Origin of the sequence: Rathayibacter sp. AY1D9, assembly GCF_002932395.1 — a bacterium.
Taxonomy (GTDB): domain Bacteria; phylum Actinomycetota; class Actinomycetes; order Actinomycetales; family Microbacteriaceae; genus Rathayibacter.
In genome coordinates this window covers 23425-40503 of record NZ_PSVQ01000024.1, presented here as the reverse complement: position 1 = coordinate 40503, position 17079 = coordinate 23425, and the positions used below count along the sequence as shown (strand labels likewise).

Sequence of the window (17079 nt, the reverse complement as noted above, 5' to 3'; positions counted from 1 at the left end):
CGTCCCCGTGGCGAGCGAGAGGCGGAGGAGGACCGCCCAATTCCACAGGGGTGCTTCAGCAGGTGGACGAGGGCGGTCCTAAGATTCGGGGGTGGGCATCACCATTCCTCGCATGGCCGCGACGATCGAGCGGCGTCTTCTCGTCAACTTCCGGGTGGACCCCGTCGTGATTGAGTCTCTGCTGCCCGAGGGGCTCCGTCCGCAGATCGTCGACGGGAGCGCGGTGGCGGGCGTCTGCCTGATCCGGCTGGGAAGTTTCCGGCCGATGTGGGTCGCACCGAGGATCGGCCACCGGAGTGAGAGTGCGGCCCATCGAGTGGCAGTCGAGTGGGACGGGCCCGACGGGATCCGGACCGGAGTGTTCATCCCGCGCCGGCACAGCGCTTCGCGTCTCGCCCAAGTCGCGGGTGGGCGGGTGTTCCCGGGCGTCCATGAACGCGCTCGGGTGAGATCCGTCGAATCGGACGACGACCTGAGTGTGACCGTCGACGCCGCCGATCTTCGTGTCGCTGTCGACGCCCACGTTGTCCCGCCCGAGACGTTCACGAGTTCACTGTTCGCCGACCTGTCCGCGGCGTCCGATTTCTTCCGGAAGGACGCTGTCGGCTGGTCGCCGACGCGAGCGGGGCGGCTCGAGCCGCTTCGGCTGGACACCCACGCCTGGCGCGTGGAAGCGGCTCGTACGACGCGTGTCCAATCGAGCTTCTTCGACGCGCTCCCCACCGGCTCCGCTTCGTTCGACCACGTACTGGTCATGCGGGATGTCCCGGTGGTGTGGAGCAGTCTTGGAGAGGCTGCGCCTGCCGCTCGGCCTTGACCGGCGGGTGCGGAGCATGCGGTCACCCATCCTCCGCGGAACGGTCGGCGGACGGGTGCGGAGGGGTCACCGTTCGGCGCCGCGCTGTACTTGGTGCGCCTCATCACCGGCGGCCGCGCTTGGGGTGTTGCCGCGGGCGCGCTGACGGCCGCAGTCGCCTTCGCATCGAAGCTCCGGCGAGCAAGGCGGACGAGCGCGATCTGGCGTCCCGTAAGGGGATGGTTGGCCGGGCGCCTAGACGTCTGCGGGCAGCGGTATCGTCCCGCGAAGCCTGTGGCGGTGAAGCTCGCACCGTCGATCATTACTCCGACGTTCGGGCCGGAGGACATCAGCGCGGGATGTTCCTACTGCGCTCGGAACTGGCGCTGGTCGCTGCAGTAGCAGTGATGGCCGCGAGCGGCTGTCCTGCGGAACGCTGCCGCCCGCGCCCGCGCGCGGCGCATCCCGCGCGCCGGGCTGGTGCGGGGAACGGCCCTCCCGCAGACGCCAACTTGCAGCTCGCTGCCACGAACACTGTCCCACTGATGATCTTCGAAGGGCATGCGTGTCCCGCTGCCAAGCCCGGGTGCCGGCAACACCCAGGGTTGTATTGCCGAGCTATGCGGAGTAGACCTAGACGTGCACGACGACCGCTCACAAGGGGTGAGCGCGGGGACTTGGATGAAGGTCGTAATAGTCGTGCACACCTCACGAAATCGGTCCGCTGGCAAAATCGCCACGGTGTTCGTTGCGCTCGTCCTGGGTACGGTTGTCGCACCTGCCGCTCAGGCTGACGTACCAGGACTGAACACTCATTCCTGCGACGGACAGACGTACGACCACTCGCTCGGCAGCTACAGCAACGACCAGGGGGACTTGCCGCTGCGTTGCGGAAATTCCCGGTTCGGACTGAATCACATCATCGCTCGCGGCCACTTTGACGCGGACACCAACTTCGATATTCAGCAGACACTCAGCTACGGCCTCTACGCACCCGGGAGCTCAGGCTCTAAGACGCTCTACGACGCGAACTGCACACCCGTCTACTTCGTTCTCTTCGGATATAACGCCTACAACGGCTCCGATCCCCTCGCTAACCCCATCGGCATCGTCAACGCCTACAAAATCGACAGCACCATAAACACCCGATCTACCAGCAGCACCACCGCCGCACCCATCATCCAACCGCCCTACGGGACCGGATGCCCCGTCTACACCCCGATCGAGAACGATTGACCGACACCCGCGACCTCGCCGACGTCGTGGGGTGGATGCGCCGCCACTACTCCACCCCGTACGACGTCATCGCGGCTACCGCAACCCACAGCTCAAACGGATGGAGCGTTGACACAACCATTCGAGCTACACCCACCTCCACTGACGAGGTAGTGAATCTCGACCAGTGGGACCCTGCCGCAATCGATTCCCTGACCACCGGAGGCGACCTTGCAGTCGAAGCCTTCGCGCTAATCTTGCACGCCAACCTCATCGAATGGTGGGATACGGAACGACCGAAAACGTCGACGCGATACTGAACCACTAAACAATGTGACGAATCAAGCATAAGATCCGAGCAGACACCCCCTGCGAGGCGACGGACGGAAAGCAGCTGATTGCTCCGTTGAGCGGCTCTTCACCGGCACGCCGACAGCATCACGGGCCGCCGACCGACTCGACCCTTCCCTCGGCAGCTCCCAGAACCGCGCCACCCCGGGCACGCTGCTTCAACTTCGATCCCATCGCCAACACTCCGACTCACGGTGGTATTGCAACGACCGGCTGAACCCAAGTCCCCCTAACGGACACCTCCGGAGTAGATGAGGACAGCCGCTCCGGCGTCGAGGAGCCTCTCCGGCCCCTGTTCGATGCGCGAGGATTTGGACATGCGTACCGATAGGGAATCGCTCTCCGCGTCGAGCGGGAGCCTCGCGCCCGCAGCGCGAGGCTCCTCTGACCCGGCCCGGCTCGAACGGGCTGCCACCCTCACCGTGCTGCGGGCAGGACACCCCCTTACTGGATTAGGGGAGCCTTGGGCGGGCGCATTCGACGGTAGTGCGGCGCGAGCCTCGGAGGGCTAGTGCGTCGATGCGTCCGGCGTCCGATGAGGGGTCGTTCACCGCACCACTGCGGCGAGCCGGATGCGCTGTGCATGGGTGCGGGCGGCAGTGTCCCGTAAGGCCGGCCCGATGGAATGTCCAGTGAGGGGGTGGCTATCGGGACACTGGGGCGGTGATTCAGAAGGCGATGCTGCGCACTCGAGCCGAGGCGCTCGACGACCTCGAGCGGCAGATGCGTTCCGAGGCTGACTTCGCGGGGGAGCGGATCGTGCGGACGGGGGAACGGCTTCCGGTTGCAGGAGACGAAGACCTTCACGGTCCAGGTGTGGAAGATGCTGTCTAACTGGCGTCTCGTGGTGATGCTGCCGCACCTGCAAATCGAGGGACCCACGGGTACTGCTACTTCGGCGCCGGTCCTGAGAGCGTGGTGTGCGCGGTCGCCGCTGGTCTGCAGTGGGCGGATCCGATGAACACGGCTCCGGCGTGGTTCGACAAGCAGGCGTTCTGCTTGTCGGTTCGGTCCTTGCGGGGTGGACGGACAAGCGAACGGCTGCTGCAGCGCGTGCTGCAACAGCCGTTCGGACTTCTCCGCGGATCTACGGAGCGAGGATGTAGCTCATGCCGGGCACGTCCTTGACCTGGCGGGTGCCCCACTGGCCGGGGCCGGCGACACCGTTGAGCTCGGTGATGTTGATGTAGAGCCCGTCGGGGTGCTGTTCGATGGAGTCGACCCAGGCGACGTGGCCGTACGTCGCATCTGACCCTTGGACTCCGGGCTGGAAGACGACGATGCTACGCGCCTGCGCATCGAGGACGGTCGTCCAACCGGTTGCCGCTGCGGTGTCGGTCCATTCATAGGCGTTGCCCTTGAAGGCCGGGTAGAGGCCCGTCGCCTCGTGGAACTTCTCCTTAGCCCCGTAGGTGCACTGAGTGGGGTCCGGGACGGTGTTGGTCGCTTCAGTAGTGCCGACGGTGCGGCCGCTGTCGGCAGTGACGGCTGCTGTCGCGACGGTGTCGGCTTGCGCGGGGGCGGCGGCGAGCGTCGGGACGCCGAGGGCGAGGGTGACGGCGACGATGCCGCCGAGAATCTTGCTGCGCTGGAACGACCGGCCGTGCTGAGTCGTCTAGCTGGCCGTGGTCTTCGTGGTGTCCATGATGTTTCTCCTTCGATGTTTCTCCGGTTCAACTGGTTCCACCCTCCTCCTCGCCGCGAGCGGTGGCGAGGTTGCACATGGACTACGGAGAGGTTGCACATGGACTACGGAGAGGTTGCACATGGACTACGGAGAGGTTGCGCATCGACCACGGCGAGGTTGCACACCGACTACGGAGGACGTCCAAGAAGCACTCAGCTGCGCCTGCGCGTAATCCGCTACTCCAAAGACGTCATTCCGAGGTACATACAGGCGCATAGGTTGTCTCGCATCCCTATGGATTCGAGACGTCTTATTGGTCAGAGAAGCGGAGCTTCCTCACCTGCGCGCTGGTTTGGAGCAGTGAGTCTCAGAACTAGGTAACGCAACTGTTTCCCGCGACTTTTATCAACTGCACTGGTTGCGAGACGCAGCCCGGCCTTTCTTGTGGAGCGGGCGCCTGCGTTGCCGCGCTCAGGCACCGTGACTGGTGTCGCGGGCGAGTGGCTGAGGTCTTCGACGTCGATCGGACCTACACGCCGCGCGCGCAGCAGCTTGGTTGATCTTGACTGCGATCCTCGTGATGACGCCCGTGCTCCTTGTCGGCGAGCTCCTGTGTGCTTGACCGCGGACGACCGTGTCAGAGCAGCTCGAGCAGCTGCGCCTTCTTGCGGTCATACTCCTCCTGAGTGATGGCACCAGAAGTCAGCAGGCCGTGCAGGGAAGTGATCCGCCGCGCTGCGTCGTGACTCGACTCGTCAAGGGGGCCAACGGTGTCTGCATCGATAGGGTTCCTCTTAAGCGACTCGTCGTCCGTAAGCGTTTCAGGGGTTGCCTCAACGGACGAAGCGCGTCGCTCCACCATGAGCGACTCGACTGTCGCTGCGCCGGTCCTTGCTCGGTGGAGGTCCAACGCGAATACGTACTCGCTACCGTAGGCCGTGATCCTCAGTGCTCCGCCCTGAAGGGAGTCGACGGCGTCCACGGCCTCGATATCGCCGACGGGAATCGACGCCTCGACGTCTCGGTGCGTCCACTCGAGGGCGTCGTCGAAGATAGTCACCGTCGCCTTGTCGCGCTTGTCGCCGAACGGGGACGACCACAGCTTCTGATGCGAGGTCACGTTTTGGACATCGGCGTCCACGGCTGACGAAGAGGGTTCCCCTGTTGCGGTAGCCGACGCACTCCCGCTTCCTGCGAGTGACACCGCTCGCCGGATCGCCGTATCGAGCCGGCCCCGTACAAGTCCGAGCTCTCCCTGGGAAGTAGGGTCCGTCACTCCGGTGAGCGAGTTGGTCGTCGTGGCGCCGGAGATGGTAGCTACGGCGCCGGATCTTTCGCCGGTGACGGACACCGAGAGGTTGCCGTCCCAATGCCGGTACAAGCTCTTCGCCCGCAACAAGACGAAGCCGGACGTCGAATCGGCGTTCTGCACCGACAAGCGGCACTGCGCCGCTGCCGTCAGCACCGCCCGGAAGACCAACTCCTCTGACGCCCCCGGGAAAGAGATGCGTCCGTTGCTCAGCGCCGAGGAGAAGAAGCCCATTTCTCGATGGTGCCGCTGATCGGCACTCAGCGCCACTGCTCTACCTCGCATACTGCCCCGAGCCGTCGTGCAGAGACTCCTGTCGGGGACGAGGTGATCACGGGCGTCTCGTGCAGAGAGCAATCTGGGACGAGCGGCCGCTCACAACGCCTTCAAATAATGAGGAATACGCATTGATTGCGCGCGGTAAGTTTCGCTCGCTGCTGCCGCAGCCTGTCCTGCTGGGGCTGGCAACAGGCAACGCCGGAACTTCGAGGTGCCGCCAGGCTAGAAGCTGTCGCTCCTGACGAGGAGCTACAGGGGTTGGCGCCGTGGTGACCTCGGCGCACCTCATCGCGAAACATGGTGCAAGACTCACCGCCCTTAGATGCCAGGCCCTTCGGCTCTGGCGCTAGTTGGCGGCGACGGTTGCAGCAACTCGAAGGTAGGCGTACACGGTCTCCCGGCTGATGCCGTACTCCTTCGCCAGCGTCGTCTTCGGCACCCCGGCGGCGGCACGTTCCCGTAGCTCGGCAGTCTGGGCCGGCGAGAGTGAGCGGGCACGTCCGCGGTAAGCGCCGCGCTGCTTAGCGAGGGCGATACCCTCGCGTTGGCGCTCTCGGATGAGTTCGCGCTCGAACTCCGCGAACGCGCCCATCATGTTCAGAAGCAGGTTCGCCATCGCACTGTCCTCTCCCGTGAAGGTCAGCTGCTCCTTGACGAACTCGACCCGGACCCGCTTGTCCGTCAGCCGGCGCACTAGCCGACGCAGGTCCTCGAGGTTCCTCGCAAGCCGGTCCATCGAATGCACGAGCACCGTGTCCCCGTCGCGGACGAACCCAATCATCTCTTCGAGCTGCGGACGGTTCACGTCCTTCCCGGAAGCCTTGTCCTCGAACATTCGATCCAGGATCACGCCGTCGAGCTGACGGAGCGTGCTCTGATCCAGCGTGCTCACCCGCACGTACCCGACTCGCTGACCCGTCATGCCGCCTCCGACCCCTATTTGTCCAGTTGAAGTCTAAGAGTCTCAAGGACGAGTGTCAGAAAAAACCGAGAGCGACCCTAGTCGGACGTGGTTCGCGGATCTGTCTGACGTCTAGTTGAGGTGTACCCCAGCTGGACGTGGTCGCGGTCATTCGAGTGCCGTCGGTGCAGAGGCGTCGGAGGTCCTTGATCGTGGTTCAGCGGGGGTTGGATGCGGGGAGCTGAGCTACTCGCTCACTCGAGTCCATTCCCCGTTCTTTAATGTGTGGCGGAACCAGCCGGCGATCGTCTCGGCCTCGTCCGGGTCCTCGAGATCGTAAGTCGGGTATTCGTACGCCAGCACATCCGTGCCCTCGAGGCGCGGGGAGTCGGTCCCGTCGTCGTAGATCTTGGCGTAGACGTCGCCCTCGGAGGAGGAGAGACTGCCGCCGGAGAAAGGCGTCCCGATCAGAACGGGAGTCGCGCCGCTGAGGTCGAGCGCCAGCACCGTCGACATGATCGACGCGCGCCCGGCGCAGCACAGCGCGGCCGGCGTGCCCGTGCACTGGACGACAAGAACGGCGTCGTCTCTGCCGTCCCCGGTGAGATCCGTGGTGCCGACGAGCCGCGTTGCGAGGATGCCCGTCCCACTCTGGCCGTCGTCGAAGTTCTCGCCCTGACCGTCGGACAACTGGATGGGCCGGGACCCTTCCCACTGGGTGCACGCACCGGCGGGGATGAGCAGCTCGCCGACGACGTCCTCGATCGGCCCACGGCTGTCGACGTCGTCGACGACGTATCCGATCATGGCGTTCACGAGTTGCTGCGTGCGCATCAAAGACCCGTGGTAGCACGGCGAATTGCCGCCTTCCATTAGGTCACGACCGACTTCGTCGACCGTTTTCAGCTTCATGTCCCGCAGGAACTGCTCTCCGAGGCTGTGCACTGCGCTGATGGTGTAGCGGCAGCGGGCGCTGTCCCGAGTCGTCGCGCGTGCTGTGGCCGATTCGTGGCCGACGACGACGTCCCCGACGCGGACATCCTCTGTCTGGAGGGGAAGACCGAGGAAGCCCATCCGCGGCATTGTCAGCGTCGTGTCGCCGTAGAGCGCGTGCACGGGCAATTCGGTCGGCCATGGTTTCAACAGACTGAGCTCCGTCGACCCAGTTCGAAGCGCCCGCCCAGCATCTGATTCGAAGGCGCTCGCTTGCGCGGGTAGCCAATCGCACGGGGTCCCGGTGTTCAGTGAGGTGGTCGTCGCGGAACCGCAACTGCTAAGTGCGCTCCGCAGCAGCGCCGAGAAGGCGCGGCTGGCGGTGGCATTGATCGACCCGCCCGAGCCTCCCGCGGAGACGGAACGAGCGATGTCGGATCCGGTGTTCGGCGTTCCGAAGGTGATGACCTGGCTCAGGTCCTTGAGCAGGCCAGGATCCTGGGCCAGTGCTTGGCGCACAGCGAGGCCACCCATGGAGTGCGCGACGACGATCACCTTCTGGCCGGAGTTCTGAGCCAGGCACCGGATCGAGTTCGCGAGCGGTGCCGCGATCTGATCGGACGTGACCCACTGCGCCGACGCGTCGTGATAATCGAAGGTGTAGACGTCGGTATCCCCGAGGTACTGCAGGACGCCGACCACGGTCCGAGAGGATGGGGTGATCGATTCGCCGATCGTGCCGAGGTCGGCCGTGCGCGAGAAGTTGCCGAGCGGCTTTGAGAGGTGTGCTGAGTTCCCGGTCCACCCGTGGACCATCAGCACCGGGACGACTCGGCCCGATTCCGGATCTGGTCTCGCCTCGCCGTCGGCTTCGTAGTCGCTGATCCAGACGTTTGCCTGCTCGAGCCCTCGGGGCGCACAGCCGGCGGAGAGATTCGTGTACGAGTTCTCGGTCGGCGAGGCGACGGCGGGCGGCGTGGCGACGACGAACGCTGCGAGCAGCAGCATGACCAGAGCGACTCGAATGCGTCTCACTGCTGCAACTCGCTCTCGATCGTGCCGTCCAGCTTCCAGACGCCGTTCTCGACGACCATGAATGCGAGGTAGGCCCTCGGGTCCGCCTCTCCGGGCACCGTCATCGACATCGCGATCGTGCCTGCCTGATCGTCGGTCGCCACCCAGGTGGAAGAGTCAACGTCGATTGTCGCGCCCGGTGGCACGGCGACGTCCGGTGCGGCCTGAACAGCGGGGCGCAGAGCCTCGGATGCCCCCGCGACAGGATCCTCCGGCACTGCTCGCAAAGCATCCGCAACGGCTTCTGCTGTCGGGTCGGTCACATCGGGTGATTGAGTCGGCGTCGCGCTGCTCACGGGGGCGCTGGCCAACGATCCCGGGCCCGACCGCCACTGGAAGGGATCCACCACGAAAGTCGCGCCTGCGCCGATCAGCACGATCGCTCCGATCGTGACCGCGAGGGTGCGGGCCTTCACGCTCGGCACCGCATAGTCGAGACAGGTGCAGAGGTGTGGTGGATGACCTCGTCGAGCCCGAAAAGGGTCAGACGCGGTCCAGGCGTCGAGTGCGATGCGGACGCACCGGCCGTGCGTGATCGCATGCGGTCATTATGTCGACGGGATTCCCGGAGGCACAATGTCGAGTTCGTGCGGCGAGACATCACGTCCTGTGTCTGTGGTCACCAGCGCCGTGCTGTCAGAGCTCGATCTCCGCGATCCGCTGTGCAGAGGGCCCGCTCGTCCCCCCGCCCAACCGTGTCAGCACCGCGGGCCTACTCGCACAGCGATCCCGCGCGCCATGATCCGGCATCTGCGCCTGCCTACCGATGCGGATGGGGATCCGGTCGCCCAGGTCACGCGTGACTTGGGCGTGTCGCGAGCGACGTTCTACCGCCGCTCCCGCGCGCGCGTCGACGCGGGCCGAGGAGCACTCGGAGCCAGCGACTAGGGCCCGGAGGCTGCGGTCATACCGTCAGTTTCGCAAGTCGTTCTCCGATGCGGGTTCCGTCGCGGTGTTCCTTCGGGCACAGGTTGAGCCAACGCTGGAGGACAGCGATCTCTTCGTCGCGGCGTCCGAGCTTGCGGTAGATAATGGCGGCTTGCTCGGTGTACCAGGGTGCCGGTTCGCGGCCGTCGCGGGAGCCTTCTGCTCCGGCGATCGCTGCTGTGCACAGGACGAGAGCTTCGTCGAGTCGTCCTTCGCGCTTGAGCTGTTTGATCGGCTCGACCAGCTCCAGATAGTGCACTCCGTTCACCGTCCCGCGCTGGAAGTCCTTCGCTCGCGCTCCTCCGCCGGCGAGGGCCTCTTTAACCATGGTTCGGGAGGACTGGTGGTGCGCGGCGGCTTTCGCTGGTGATGACAGGGGTGGTCGGTTCGATGCGGACCACTGCCACCGCGCGGGTCCGTCGCCCAGCCATGCCCATGCCTCGGCTCGCAGGCCGGTGGGCAGAAGTTCGGTGAAGATCTGCACTTCGACGACTTCTGACCCGTCCTCGCTCAGCTCGAGCTCCTGCGCGATAAAGCTGGGGAGGTAGCCGATGCGCTCGCCCTCGACATGCACTCCTACGGCGAACGGGTCTGCTCTGTTGTCGGGCTCTCGTTGCAGGGAACCGGACGTCTCGATGTAGCCGCCTTCGGCGGCGTGATGACGTGATGCCAGCGCCGTGATCGCCTCGCGGGCGAAGGTCGTCGTTCCCGTCAGCTGCACCACGCCAAGCTCGATCGTGGTGCTGAGGTTCACGCGAAATTGAACGCGGTGCGCGAACGGGGACGCGGCGCTCGGCTCCTCCTTCGACGTGGCGTCGTTGGTGCGAGGAGCGGTCCGGCCCAGCAGCCTGTCGAGGAAACCCATACCCGGCATCATCGGGCAAAAAATCCCGAATCTGTACTGCGGCCGAGGTCCCGCTGTCCACCTGTGTGCAGGCCAGCCCCAGCGAGAGCTGGGCTGTGCACAGGTGGTCAGGGGGCGTCCGCCTCGGACGCTGACGCACGCCACGCAAAGAAGGGGAGCATCCAGTCGGATGCTCCCCTTCACTCTTGCCCTGGGCTCAGGCCGTCGCCTCCCGTGCCGCTGCCACTTCGGTGTAGAGCGGGGGCTGGTTGTCGTCCTCGAACATGCCGACCGGTGGCGGCGTGTAGGGCAGCGGATCTCCGACGTCGTTCTCGTCGCGGGAGTCAGCGAACGGCCCGTCCATCGAGAGGAGCACGTTCATGTGCGGGTCGCAGTGGTTGACCCACCAGGTGCTCGGCCCGTCCGTCTCGTCTCGCCGTGCGGCCTCCCACGCCCGCCACAGGGCCTCGATGCGCTGCACCGCCTCCTTGCTTTCCCACCAGGCCGCTTTCCAGCGCATGCCGCCCCCGGAGCCATACGCAATCACCCGGCGGCGGTAGGTGCTGATGAGCTGCTTGCGCACGAACTCATCCGCGGACCCGTAGTGCGTCGTTACTGCCTCCTCGCCTGGCGCCGGAGCGTGCTCTGCGGTGGGTGCGGAGTCCTCGCCGCCGAACGGGTCGAAGTCGTCTGCGGTCATGCTTCCTCGATAACGGCGGTAGTGACGAGGGGCGGCGTCGTCGGTGCGGGCTTGCCCGCTTTGTGGTTCGCGATGGAGGCGTTGATCGACTCCACCAGCGCCTTGGGTCCGTCGAACCAGGGGACGGTGGGCAGAATCGCGGCACGGTTACCGGAGGACATCATCACCGCGCGCCCGATCTTGCGGCCCTTCCTCGGTGTGGGGAGGTTCGCCAGCTCCGCGACGTCGAGGATCAGTTCGCGCTTCAACGCGCTCGTGGTCGAGCGCACACCCTTGTTCATGCTCGCGGAGGTCGTCTCCCGGTCGTAGGTGCCGATCAGGTCGGACACCATGCGCAGGACCCTGAACCGACCCCTTGACAGCACGGTGCTCGGAGCTGAGTGACGCGATGCGCTCACACGCACCGCTCGAGCAAAGGCTCGCTCCCTCCTCCCTCCGCCGTCACACCCAACTAGGAGGTACCACAGGGGCTCGCGGGTATGTAAACGCCCAGCCCCCATGCCCGTCGGCCACCCTTCCCGGCCACAGGGCCACGCCGCCGGGCCTGCGAAGCCCCGCGTTACCTCTTCTAGCGTTCCATAGCGGAACGCAATAAAGTCACTGCCTCGAAGGTAAGTTTCGGCTGGCTGGTATGAATTGCTTGCCCGACCCATTTGATGCCATTCTCATCAGCCTTGATAGACGCGGTTCCAACGGGTTCCGAAAGCTCTTGGGCTGTATCCATACCATGAAGTAGTGCGGCTTCCACTCCTTCGGACGTGAGAAGCTGTTCATGCCACCCGAAAACGTTGGAGGGTCCTCTTCGATATCTATAGAGGATGAAGGCGTCATTAGGTTCCTGTGCCCAGCAGTGAATAAGTTCGATATCACCAGCACGATCTTGCTTTAGGAAAACACGCACTCCTCGCAGGAAGGCGTCGGCTGTATGTTCCGCCTGTGTCATTGCCCAACTCCTCCTAATCGACAGTAGCAGAGGAGAAGAGTAGATTTCTTCTCCTCTGCTACTGACCGAACTTACTCCGTGAACATGATCTCCGGCAGGGGCGCGTAGTCGAACGCGACCTCGGTCACGTCGCTTGCGATCTCTGCCTTCAGCTCCTCGATCTCCGGCGACGCGAGGATCTCGGCCTGCTTCGCTTGTTGGTCCGCCGTGAGCCCTTCCTCCGCAGGCGTGCTCGACCGGCTAAACGGGTTGTCGACACCTGGGTAGTCAATCGAGTACGTCACCCAGTCGGCGCAGCGAGCTTCGCCGCCCTGCTTGCAGTAGAGGGTCTGCATGCCCATCTTTCCGCCGACGGGCCATCCGTAGTACAGGTCGTACGACCGGGGATTGTAGATGCCCAGCAACTCGACCTGCTCGCGGAGCACGCACCTGCCGTCGACGCAGTCGTAGTTGCCCGCGTAGGCCTTGAGATTGTAATTGCCGTTCCCCTGCAGCGTGCTGTTCGTGGAAGCCATCACCTTCTTCATTGCGTTGGTGCTCCAGATGTTGTGCTTGTGGAAAACCTTGTCGAGGCCCCACCCGCGCTCGATGTCTGCATCGTAGAAGCCGCGCCGGATCGGGAAACTCCCATGCGTACTGCTCGACACCGTCGCGAAGGTGTCTGTACTGGGGTAGCCGGCGGGCGGTTGTGCTGCCATCACCGGTCCCGTAGAGACCAGTCCGATTCCGGTGGCTGCGATGCCCGCAATAAGCAGGCTTGCAGCGAAGGAACGGAAACGCTTCATGCGATCCACCTTTAGCTTCTTGTCTCTACTCTCATTGGCACTTCTGAATTCCCTCAATGGCATATCGAACGGCCTTTCATCTGTAGCGTTTTTTCAGATGCGGATTGATCTCCGCGTTTGAAGAAGGCTTGCAGCGAAGTCAGGAACGGTCAAGAGCGGAGCTTCAAGTGGCGGGATAAGTGGCGCGTTCGTGAGCGAGGAGTCTTACTCGGATCTTCGTGAATTCGGTTCTACTTCTTTCTCTCCTCCGCTTTCGCTTGCTTCAGCGCCCTCGGTTGGCGTGGCCGGAAGGGTGGCGGCCAGCGCGCTGGTGAGATCACTTCGGGGGCCGCCCGCAATGCGACTCTCGTTGGCAGCACACTCCGATCGACCATATGAGTATGTGTCACGTTCCAGGCGTGTGGTGAGAGGATGAAAGGTATGACAGGAGCGAAAAATCGCAGCACACCAGTGAAACCACTCCAAGATCGAGCTCATCGAACGCGAGCCGCGATCGTCGCGGCGGCACGCGAAGTCGTCATCGAGGTGGGTAGAGATCGGGCGACAACCGCCAAGGTGGCGGCTCGCGCCAGCGTCGGCATCGGCACTCTCTACCGGTATTTCGTCGATTTCGCGGATGTGCTCGAGGCTGTTTATGCAGAGGATCCGATCTGCGATAGACATCAAGCGGTACTGAGAGCTGCGCACAAGGCGACCGACTCGGAGAGCGCCGAGACCGTCGCGGTGGAAGCTCTTCAAGAACTCATAAAGGAACTCAGGGCTGAGTCGCTTCTCGAAGCCGAGCTGCGTCTTTGCACCTGATCTCGGGATCGTGCGAGCAACCCGCGGTGTCCGCTCGCATCGCAGAAGGCCTTCGTTTGTTCAGCGAGCGCACGCATCGGATGCCTCGCCACGAGGGACCATCAGCGCTCGCCGCCCGACCGCTCCCCGAACTCCACGAGCTTCGCGAACAGGTCCTCGATCAGCCAGCGGGTGTCGAACGCCTCGCAGACCCGGATCGTGTGCGGCCCTGCGTCGGGCAGGAGCTCGCCGTCCGCGGAGAACCGCGGCGCGCGGCGCTCCCGCCAGCGTCCGCCGGCGGGGTTCATCACGGCGCCCATCGCCGGGCTGTCACCCAGCGACCGGAAGTCGAGCGGCCCGTACGGGATGGTGTCGTTGAACGCGATCAGCTGGTCCACGAGGTAGTCGGCGAGGGGACTCGTCCCGCGGAGCCGCGTGCGGAGCTCGGCGTGCCCGACTCCGACTCCGGAGTACACGGGCATCGGGATCTGCCAGAGGGCGATGCCCGACTCGAGGACGCGGTTCGCGGCGTCGACGTCGTTGATCAGGTTGAACTCGGGGCTGTAGGCGGGGATCTCGTCGTAGGGCGGGCCGCCGACCCAGACGACCACGACGTCGCGCGAGGCGATCGACGGCTCGAGCAGCAGGGCGGCGGCGACGTCGGTCAGCGGCCCGAGCACGGCGATCCACAGCCGGCCGTCGTCGCGCAGAGCCTCCGCGATGATCAGGCGGGCGCCGTCCGACGCCTCGGCGGGCACGGCCGACTCGGCGCCGTCGACGACGGTCACCGTCGAACCCGCCAACTCCACGATGCGGTCGATCTCGGCGCGCGACTCCGGCATGCTCCCCGGCCGGCCGAAGTGCGCCGCCACCAGACCGCGGACGTCGAGGGTGTCGGTCAGCAGCGCCTGGACGATCGCGAACTGGTCGTCGGCCTCGTTCGCGGCGTCGGTGCTGACGATCAGGCGGTGCGGGGGAGGCGGGGTCATGCGGACTCGCGCTGCACGAGGGTCGTCGCGAGGATCGGCTGCCGGTCGACCGGGCGGCCCTGCACGACGGCGACGACGGTCTCGGCGGCGACGCGGCCCATGTCCTCCAGGGGCTGCCGGATGGTCGTGAGGGTCGGATCCGAGGTGGTCGCGATGACGACGTCGTCGAAGCCGATGACGGACACGTCGGCGGGGACGCGGCGCCCGGACGCCTGCAGCACGCGGATCGCGCCGTTCGCCATCAGGTCGGAGGAGGCGAAGACGCCGTCGAGGTCGGGGTGGCGCTGCAGGAGACGCGCCATCGCGGCGGAACCGCTCTCGAGGGTGAAGGCGCCGTGCACGATCGGGCTGGAGTCGAGGCCGAGCTCGGTGAGCTCGTCGCGCCAGCCTCGGATGCGGTCGCGGGCGGGCTCCATGTCGTGCGGGCCGGCGATGATGCCCAGGCGACGACGGCCGGAGTCGGCGAGCGCGCGGGCGGCGAGGCGGCCGCCTCCGTAGTTGTCGGAGTCGATGACGATCGCGTCCTCGGGCAGGGCGACCCGCGGGCGGCCGACCCAGGCGATCGGCACGGGGGAGTCGGCCAGCGCCTGCGCGAGGTGGGTGATCTCGTGCTGGAGGATCACGATCGCGCCGTCGACGGCCCGCGAGCGGAGGAAGCGGGGGATGCGGTCGCTGTCGTCGTGGTCGGCGGGCAGCAGCACGGGCTGCACCTCGCCGGCGTAGAGGCCCTTCGCGGCGCCCTTCAGCACCGAGGTGAAGAACGTCCCGGTGAGGCTGTCGAGCTCGTTGAAGGCGACGATCAGGGCGATGGCCCCGGCCCGCCCGCCGCGGAGCATCCGGGCGGCGCTGTTCGCCTCGTAGCCGAGGGACTTCGCGGCGCGCTCGACCGCGGCGGTCATCCGGACGTCGACATTGGTGCCGCCTGCGAGCACCCGGGCGGCGGTGGCGCGCGAGACGCCCGCGGCCTGGGCGACGTCCACCAGCGTGGGTCGAGTCATGCTGCTTCCTTCTGCGAGGGGAGGTTCCGGCTTCCGCGCCTCCCCGCGGAGCACGGTGGGGAGAGCGTCGGAGTGAAGACTCGCACGGGGCGGCGGGCGGCCGTCCGGAACTGCTCGATTTGCGAAACTTCCCTTTGATACTAGGCGGAGATCGTTATCTCGCGGAGACCGGTTCTCGCTTGCATCGTGCTCGCGGGCGGGTTAGGTTGGCCGCCAAGAGATCGTTCTCTGAGGCCCGCCCTCACCGAAACCCTGCGAATCCCCAACGAAGAGGAATTGTCGTGAAAAGAAGCCTGACGGCCGTAGCCGCAGCAGCAGCAGTAGTCGCGCTCACCCTGACCGGGTGCTCGTCCGGAGGGGGAGGAGGCGCCTCGGACGACCCGAACGCCGAAGCCACCTTCTGGTCCTTCACCGGCATCAACGCCAAGGACAGCGTCGACGAGTACCTCGCGAAGATGCCCGACGCGAAGATCAAGCTCTCCGAGGTCGGCAGCACGACCGAGACCGCCACCGCCCTCACCGCGGCCCTCGCCGGCGGCAAGGTGCCCGACCTGGTCATGATCCAGAACGACGACCTGCCCCAGTTCGTCGCCAACAGCTCGAACTTCCTCGACCTGCGCACCCTCGGCGGCGACGACGTCGCCTCGACCTACCTCCCGTGGGCCGCCTCCGCCGCGACCGCCGACGACGGCTCCGTCGTGGGCGTCCCGACCGACGTCGGCGGACTGGGCTTCGCCTACCGCGCCGACCTCTTCGAGCAGGCCGGCCTGCCGACCGAGCCCGACCAGGTCGCCGAGCTCTGGAAGGACTGGCCGTCCTTCATCGAGACCGGCAAGAAGTACACCGAGGCGACCGGCAAGCCGTTCGTCGACAACATCGAGACCAGCGTCTTCTTCTCGACCGTCAATCAGGTCTCGGAGAAGTACTACTCGCCCGACGGCGAGCTGGTCTACGACACCAACCCGCAGGTGAAGGACGCGTTCCAGGTCGCCGTGGACACCAAGGACGCCGGCATCAGCGCCGGCATCGCCGCCTGGTCCTCGGGCTGGGCTCCGGGCCGCGCGAACGGCGCCTTCGCCGTGACGATCGCCCCCTCGTGGATCCTCGCCGGCATCAAGACCGACGCCCCCGACACCGCCGGCAACTGGCGCGTCACCAGCGTCCCCGGCATCGGCGGCAACTGGGGCGGCAGCGTCATCGCCATCCCCGCCCGCGCCGAGCACCCCGAGGCCGCCTGGCAGTACATCAAGACGATGATGTCGGCTGAGGGCCAGACCGACCACTTCAAGGCCTCGGGCACGCTGCCCGCCGCCACCGAGGCGGTCGCCAGCGACGAGGTCCAGTCGTACACCGACCCGTTCTTCGGCGACTCGAAGATCGGCGAGGTCATGGCGACCTCCGTCGAGCAGTTCCCGTCCTTCTACAACGGACCGGACACCACCCCGATCAACGGGGCGCTCCTCAACACCCTCGTCGAGCTGGAGGCCGGCAACGTGACCTCCGACAAGGCGTGGTCGACCGCACTCGACACGGCCAAGCAGGCCATCGGCGGCTGATCGCCCCACCCACCCGAGCGGCCCGGCGCCTCGCGCGCCGGGCCCCTCCCCCCTTTCTCGACGGAGGTACTC

General features: G+C 65.7%; 16 protein-coding genes. 4 read left to right on the top strand and 12 right to left on the bottom strand.

What is annotated here, in order from left to right; all coding sequences use genetic code 11:
• Nucleotides 1-91 precede the first annotated feature (91 nt).
• A complete protein-coding gene (locus tag C5C50_RS11030; protein ID WP_219812209.1) occupies nt 92-817 on the top strand; it encodes a DUF2071 domain-containing protein in 726 nt (241 codons plus the stop codon).
• 618 nt (nt 818-1435) lie between these two features.
• Nucleotides 1436-2032 carry a hypothetical protein gene (locus C5C50_RS11025; protein WP_146085889.1) on the top strand — a complete coding sequence of 199 codons (597 nt, stop codon included), beginning with the start codon at nt 1436-1438 and terminating at the stop codon, nt 2030-2032.
• 1417 nt (nt 2033-3449) lie between these two features.
• On the opposite strand, the gene C5C50_RS17485 is transcribed toward C5C50_RS11025, so the two are convergent.
• The 10 genes from C5C50_RS17485 to C5C50_RS10975 all read right to left on the bottom strand — a co-directional run bounded on the left by C5C50_RS17485 (nt 3450) and on the right by C5C50_RS10975 (nt 12693).
• Nucleotides 3450-3929, bottom strand: a complete 480-nt coding sequence (locus C5C50_RS17485) for a CHAP domain-containing protein (protein WP_374953739.1) — start codon at nt 3927-3929, stop codon at nt 3450-3452.
• Nucleotides 3930-4626: 697 nt separating this feature from the next.
• The gene (locus C5C50_RS16705) at nt 4627-5532 is read right to left on the bottom strand and encodes an SHOCT domain-containing protein (protein WP_104338375.1); all 906 of its coding nucleotides are present in this window, start codon (nt 5530-5532) and stop codon (nt 4627-4629) included.
• 391 nt (nt 5533-5923) lie between these two features.
• Nucleotides 5924-6499 carry a recombinase family protein gene (locus tag C5C50_RS11005; RefSeq protein ID WP_104256138.1) on the bottom strand — a complete coding sequence of 192 codons (576 nt, stop codon included), beginning with the start codon at nt 6497-6499 and terminating at the stop codon, nt 5924-5926.
• A 225-nt stretch (nt 6500-6724) separates the two neighbouring features.
• On the bottom strand, nt 6725-8419 hold the full coding sequence (locus tag C5C50_RS11000) for a triacylglycerol lipase (protein ID WP_104273449.1): 1695 nt from the start codon (nt 8417-8419) through the stop codon (nt 6725-6727).
• Between the two features lie 23 nt (nt 8420-8442).
• Complete coding sequence (locus C5C50_RS10995; protein WP_146085888.1) at nt 8443-8901, bottom strand: hypothetical protein; 459 nt, start codon at nt 8899-8901, stop codon at nt 8443-8445.
• A gap of 488 nt (nt 8902-9389) precedes the next feature.
• Nucleotides 9390-10277 (bottom strand): HIRAN domain-containing protein, encoded by an 888-nt coding sequence (locus C5C50_RS10990; protein ID WP_146085887.1) that lies wholly within the window; start codon nt 10275-10277, stop codon nt 9390-9392.
• Nucleotides 10278-10473: 196 nt separating this feature from the next.
• Nucleotides 10474-10956 carry a DUF4913 domain-containing protein gene (locus C5C50_RS10985; RefSeq protein ID WP_104273446.1) on the bottom strand — a complete coding sequence of 161 codons (483 nt, stop codon included), beginning with the start codon at nt 10954-10956 and terminating at the stop codon, nt 10474-10476.
• On the bottom strand, nt 10953-11288 hold the full coding sequence (locus C5C50_RS10980) for a hypothetical protein (protein WP_104273445.1): 336 nt from the start codon (nt 11286-11288) through the stop codon (nt 10953-10955). Before C5C50_RS10980 ends, C5C50_RS10985 begins: the two co-directional genes overlap by 4 nt.
• Before the next feature lie 236 nt (nt 11289-11524).
• Nucleotides 11525-11899: a hypothetical protein gene (locus tag C5C50_RS16700; protein ID WP_146076867.1), complete on the bottom strand. Its 375-nt coding sequence runs from the start codon at nt 11897-11899 to the stop codon at nt 11525-11527.
• 71 nt (nt 11900-11970) lie between these two features.
• A complete protein-coding gene (locus C5C50_RS10975; protein WP_104262297.1) occupies nt 11971-12693 on the bottom strand; it encodes a hypothetical protein in 723 nt (240 codons plus the stop codon).
• A gap of 411 nt (nt 12694-13104) precedes the next feature.
• Here C5C50_RS10975 and C5C50_RS10970 point away from each other — a divergent pair, with 411 nt between their 5' ends.
• Nucleotides 13105-13485 carry a TetR/AcrR family transcriptional regulator gene (locus C5C50_RS10970; protein WP_181127354.1) on the top strand — a complete coding sequence of 127 codons (381 nt, stop codon included), beginning with the start codon at nt 13105-13107 and terminating at the stop codon, nt 13483-13485.
• Between the two features lie 101 nt (nt 13486-13586).
• On the opposite strand, the gene C5C50_RS10965 is transcribed toward C5C50_RS10970, so the two are convergent.
• The gene (locus tag C5C50_RS10965) at nt 13587-14453 is read right to left on the bottom strand and encodes a nucleoside hydrolase (RefSeq protein WP_104273443.1); all 867 of its coding nucleotides are present in this window, start codon (nt 14451-14453) and stop codon (nt 13587-13589) included.
• Complete coding sequence (locus C5C50_RS10960) at nt 14450-15451, bottom strand: LacI family DNA-binding transcriptional regulator (protein WP_104224675.1); 1002 nt, start codon at nt 15449-15451, stop codon at nt 14450-14452. The genes C5C50_RS10965 and C5C50_RS10960 overlap by 4 nt, the downstream gene beginning before the upstream one ends.
• A 281-nt stretch (nt 15452-15732) precedes the next feature.
• On the opposite strand from C5C50_RS10960, the gene C5C50_RS10955 reads away from it, so the two are divergent.
• A complete protein-coding gene (locus tag C5C50_RS10955; RefSeq protein ID WP_104224676.1) occupies nt 15733-17007 on the top strand; it encodes an extracellular solute-binding protein in 1275 nt (424 codons plus the stop codon).
• Nucleotides 17008-17079: the final 72 nt, after the last annotated feature.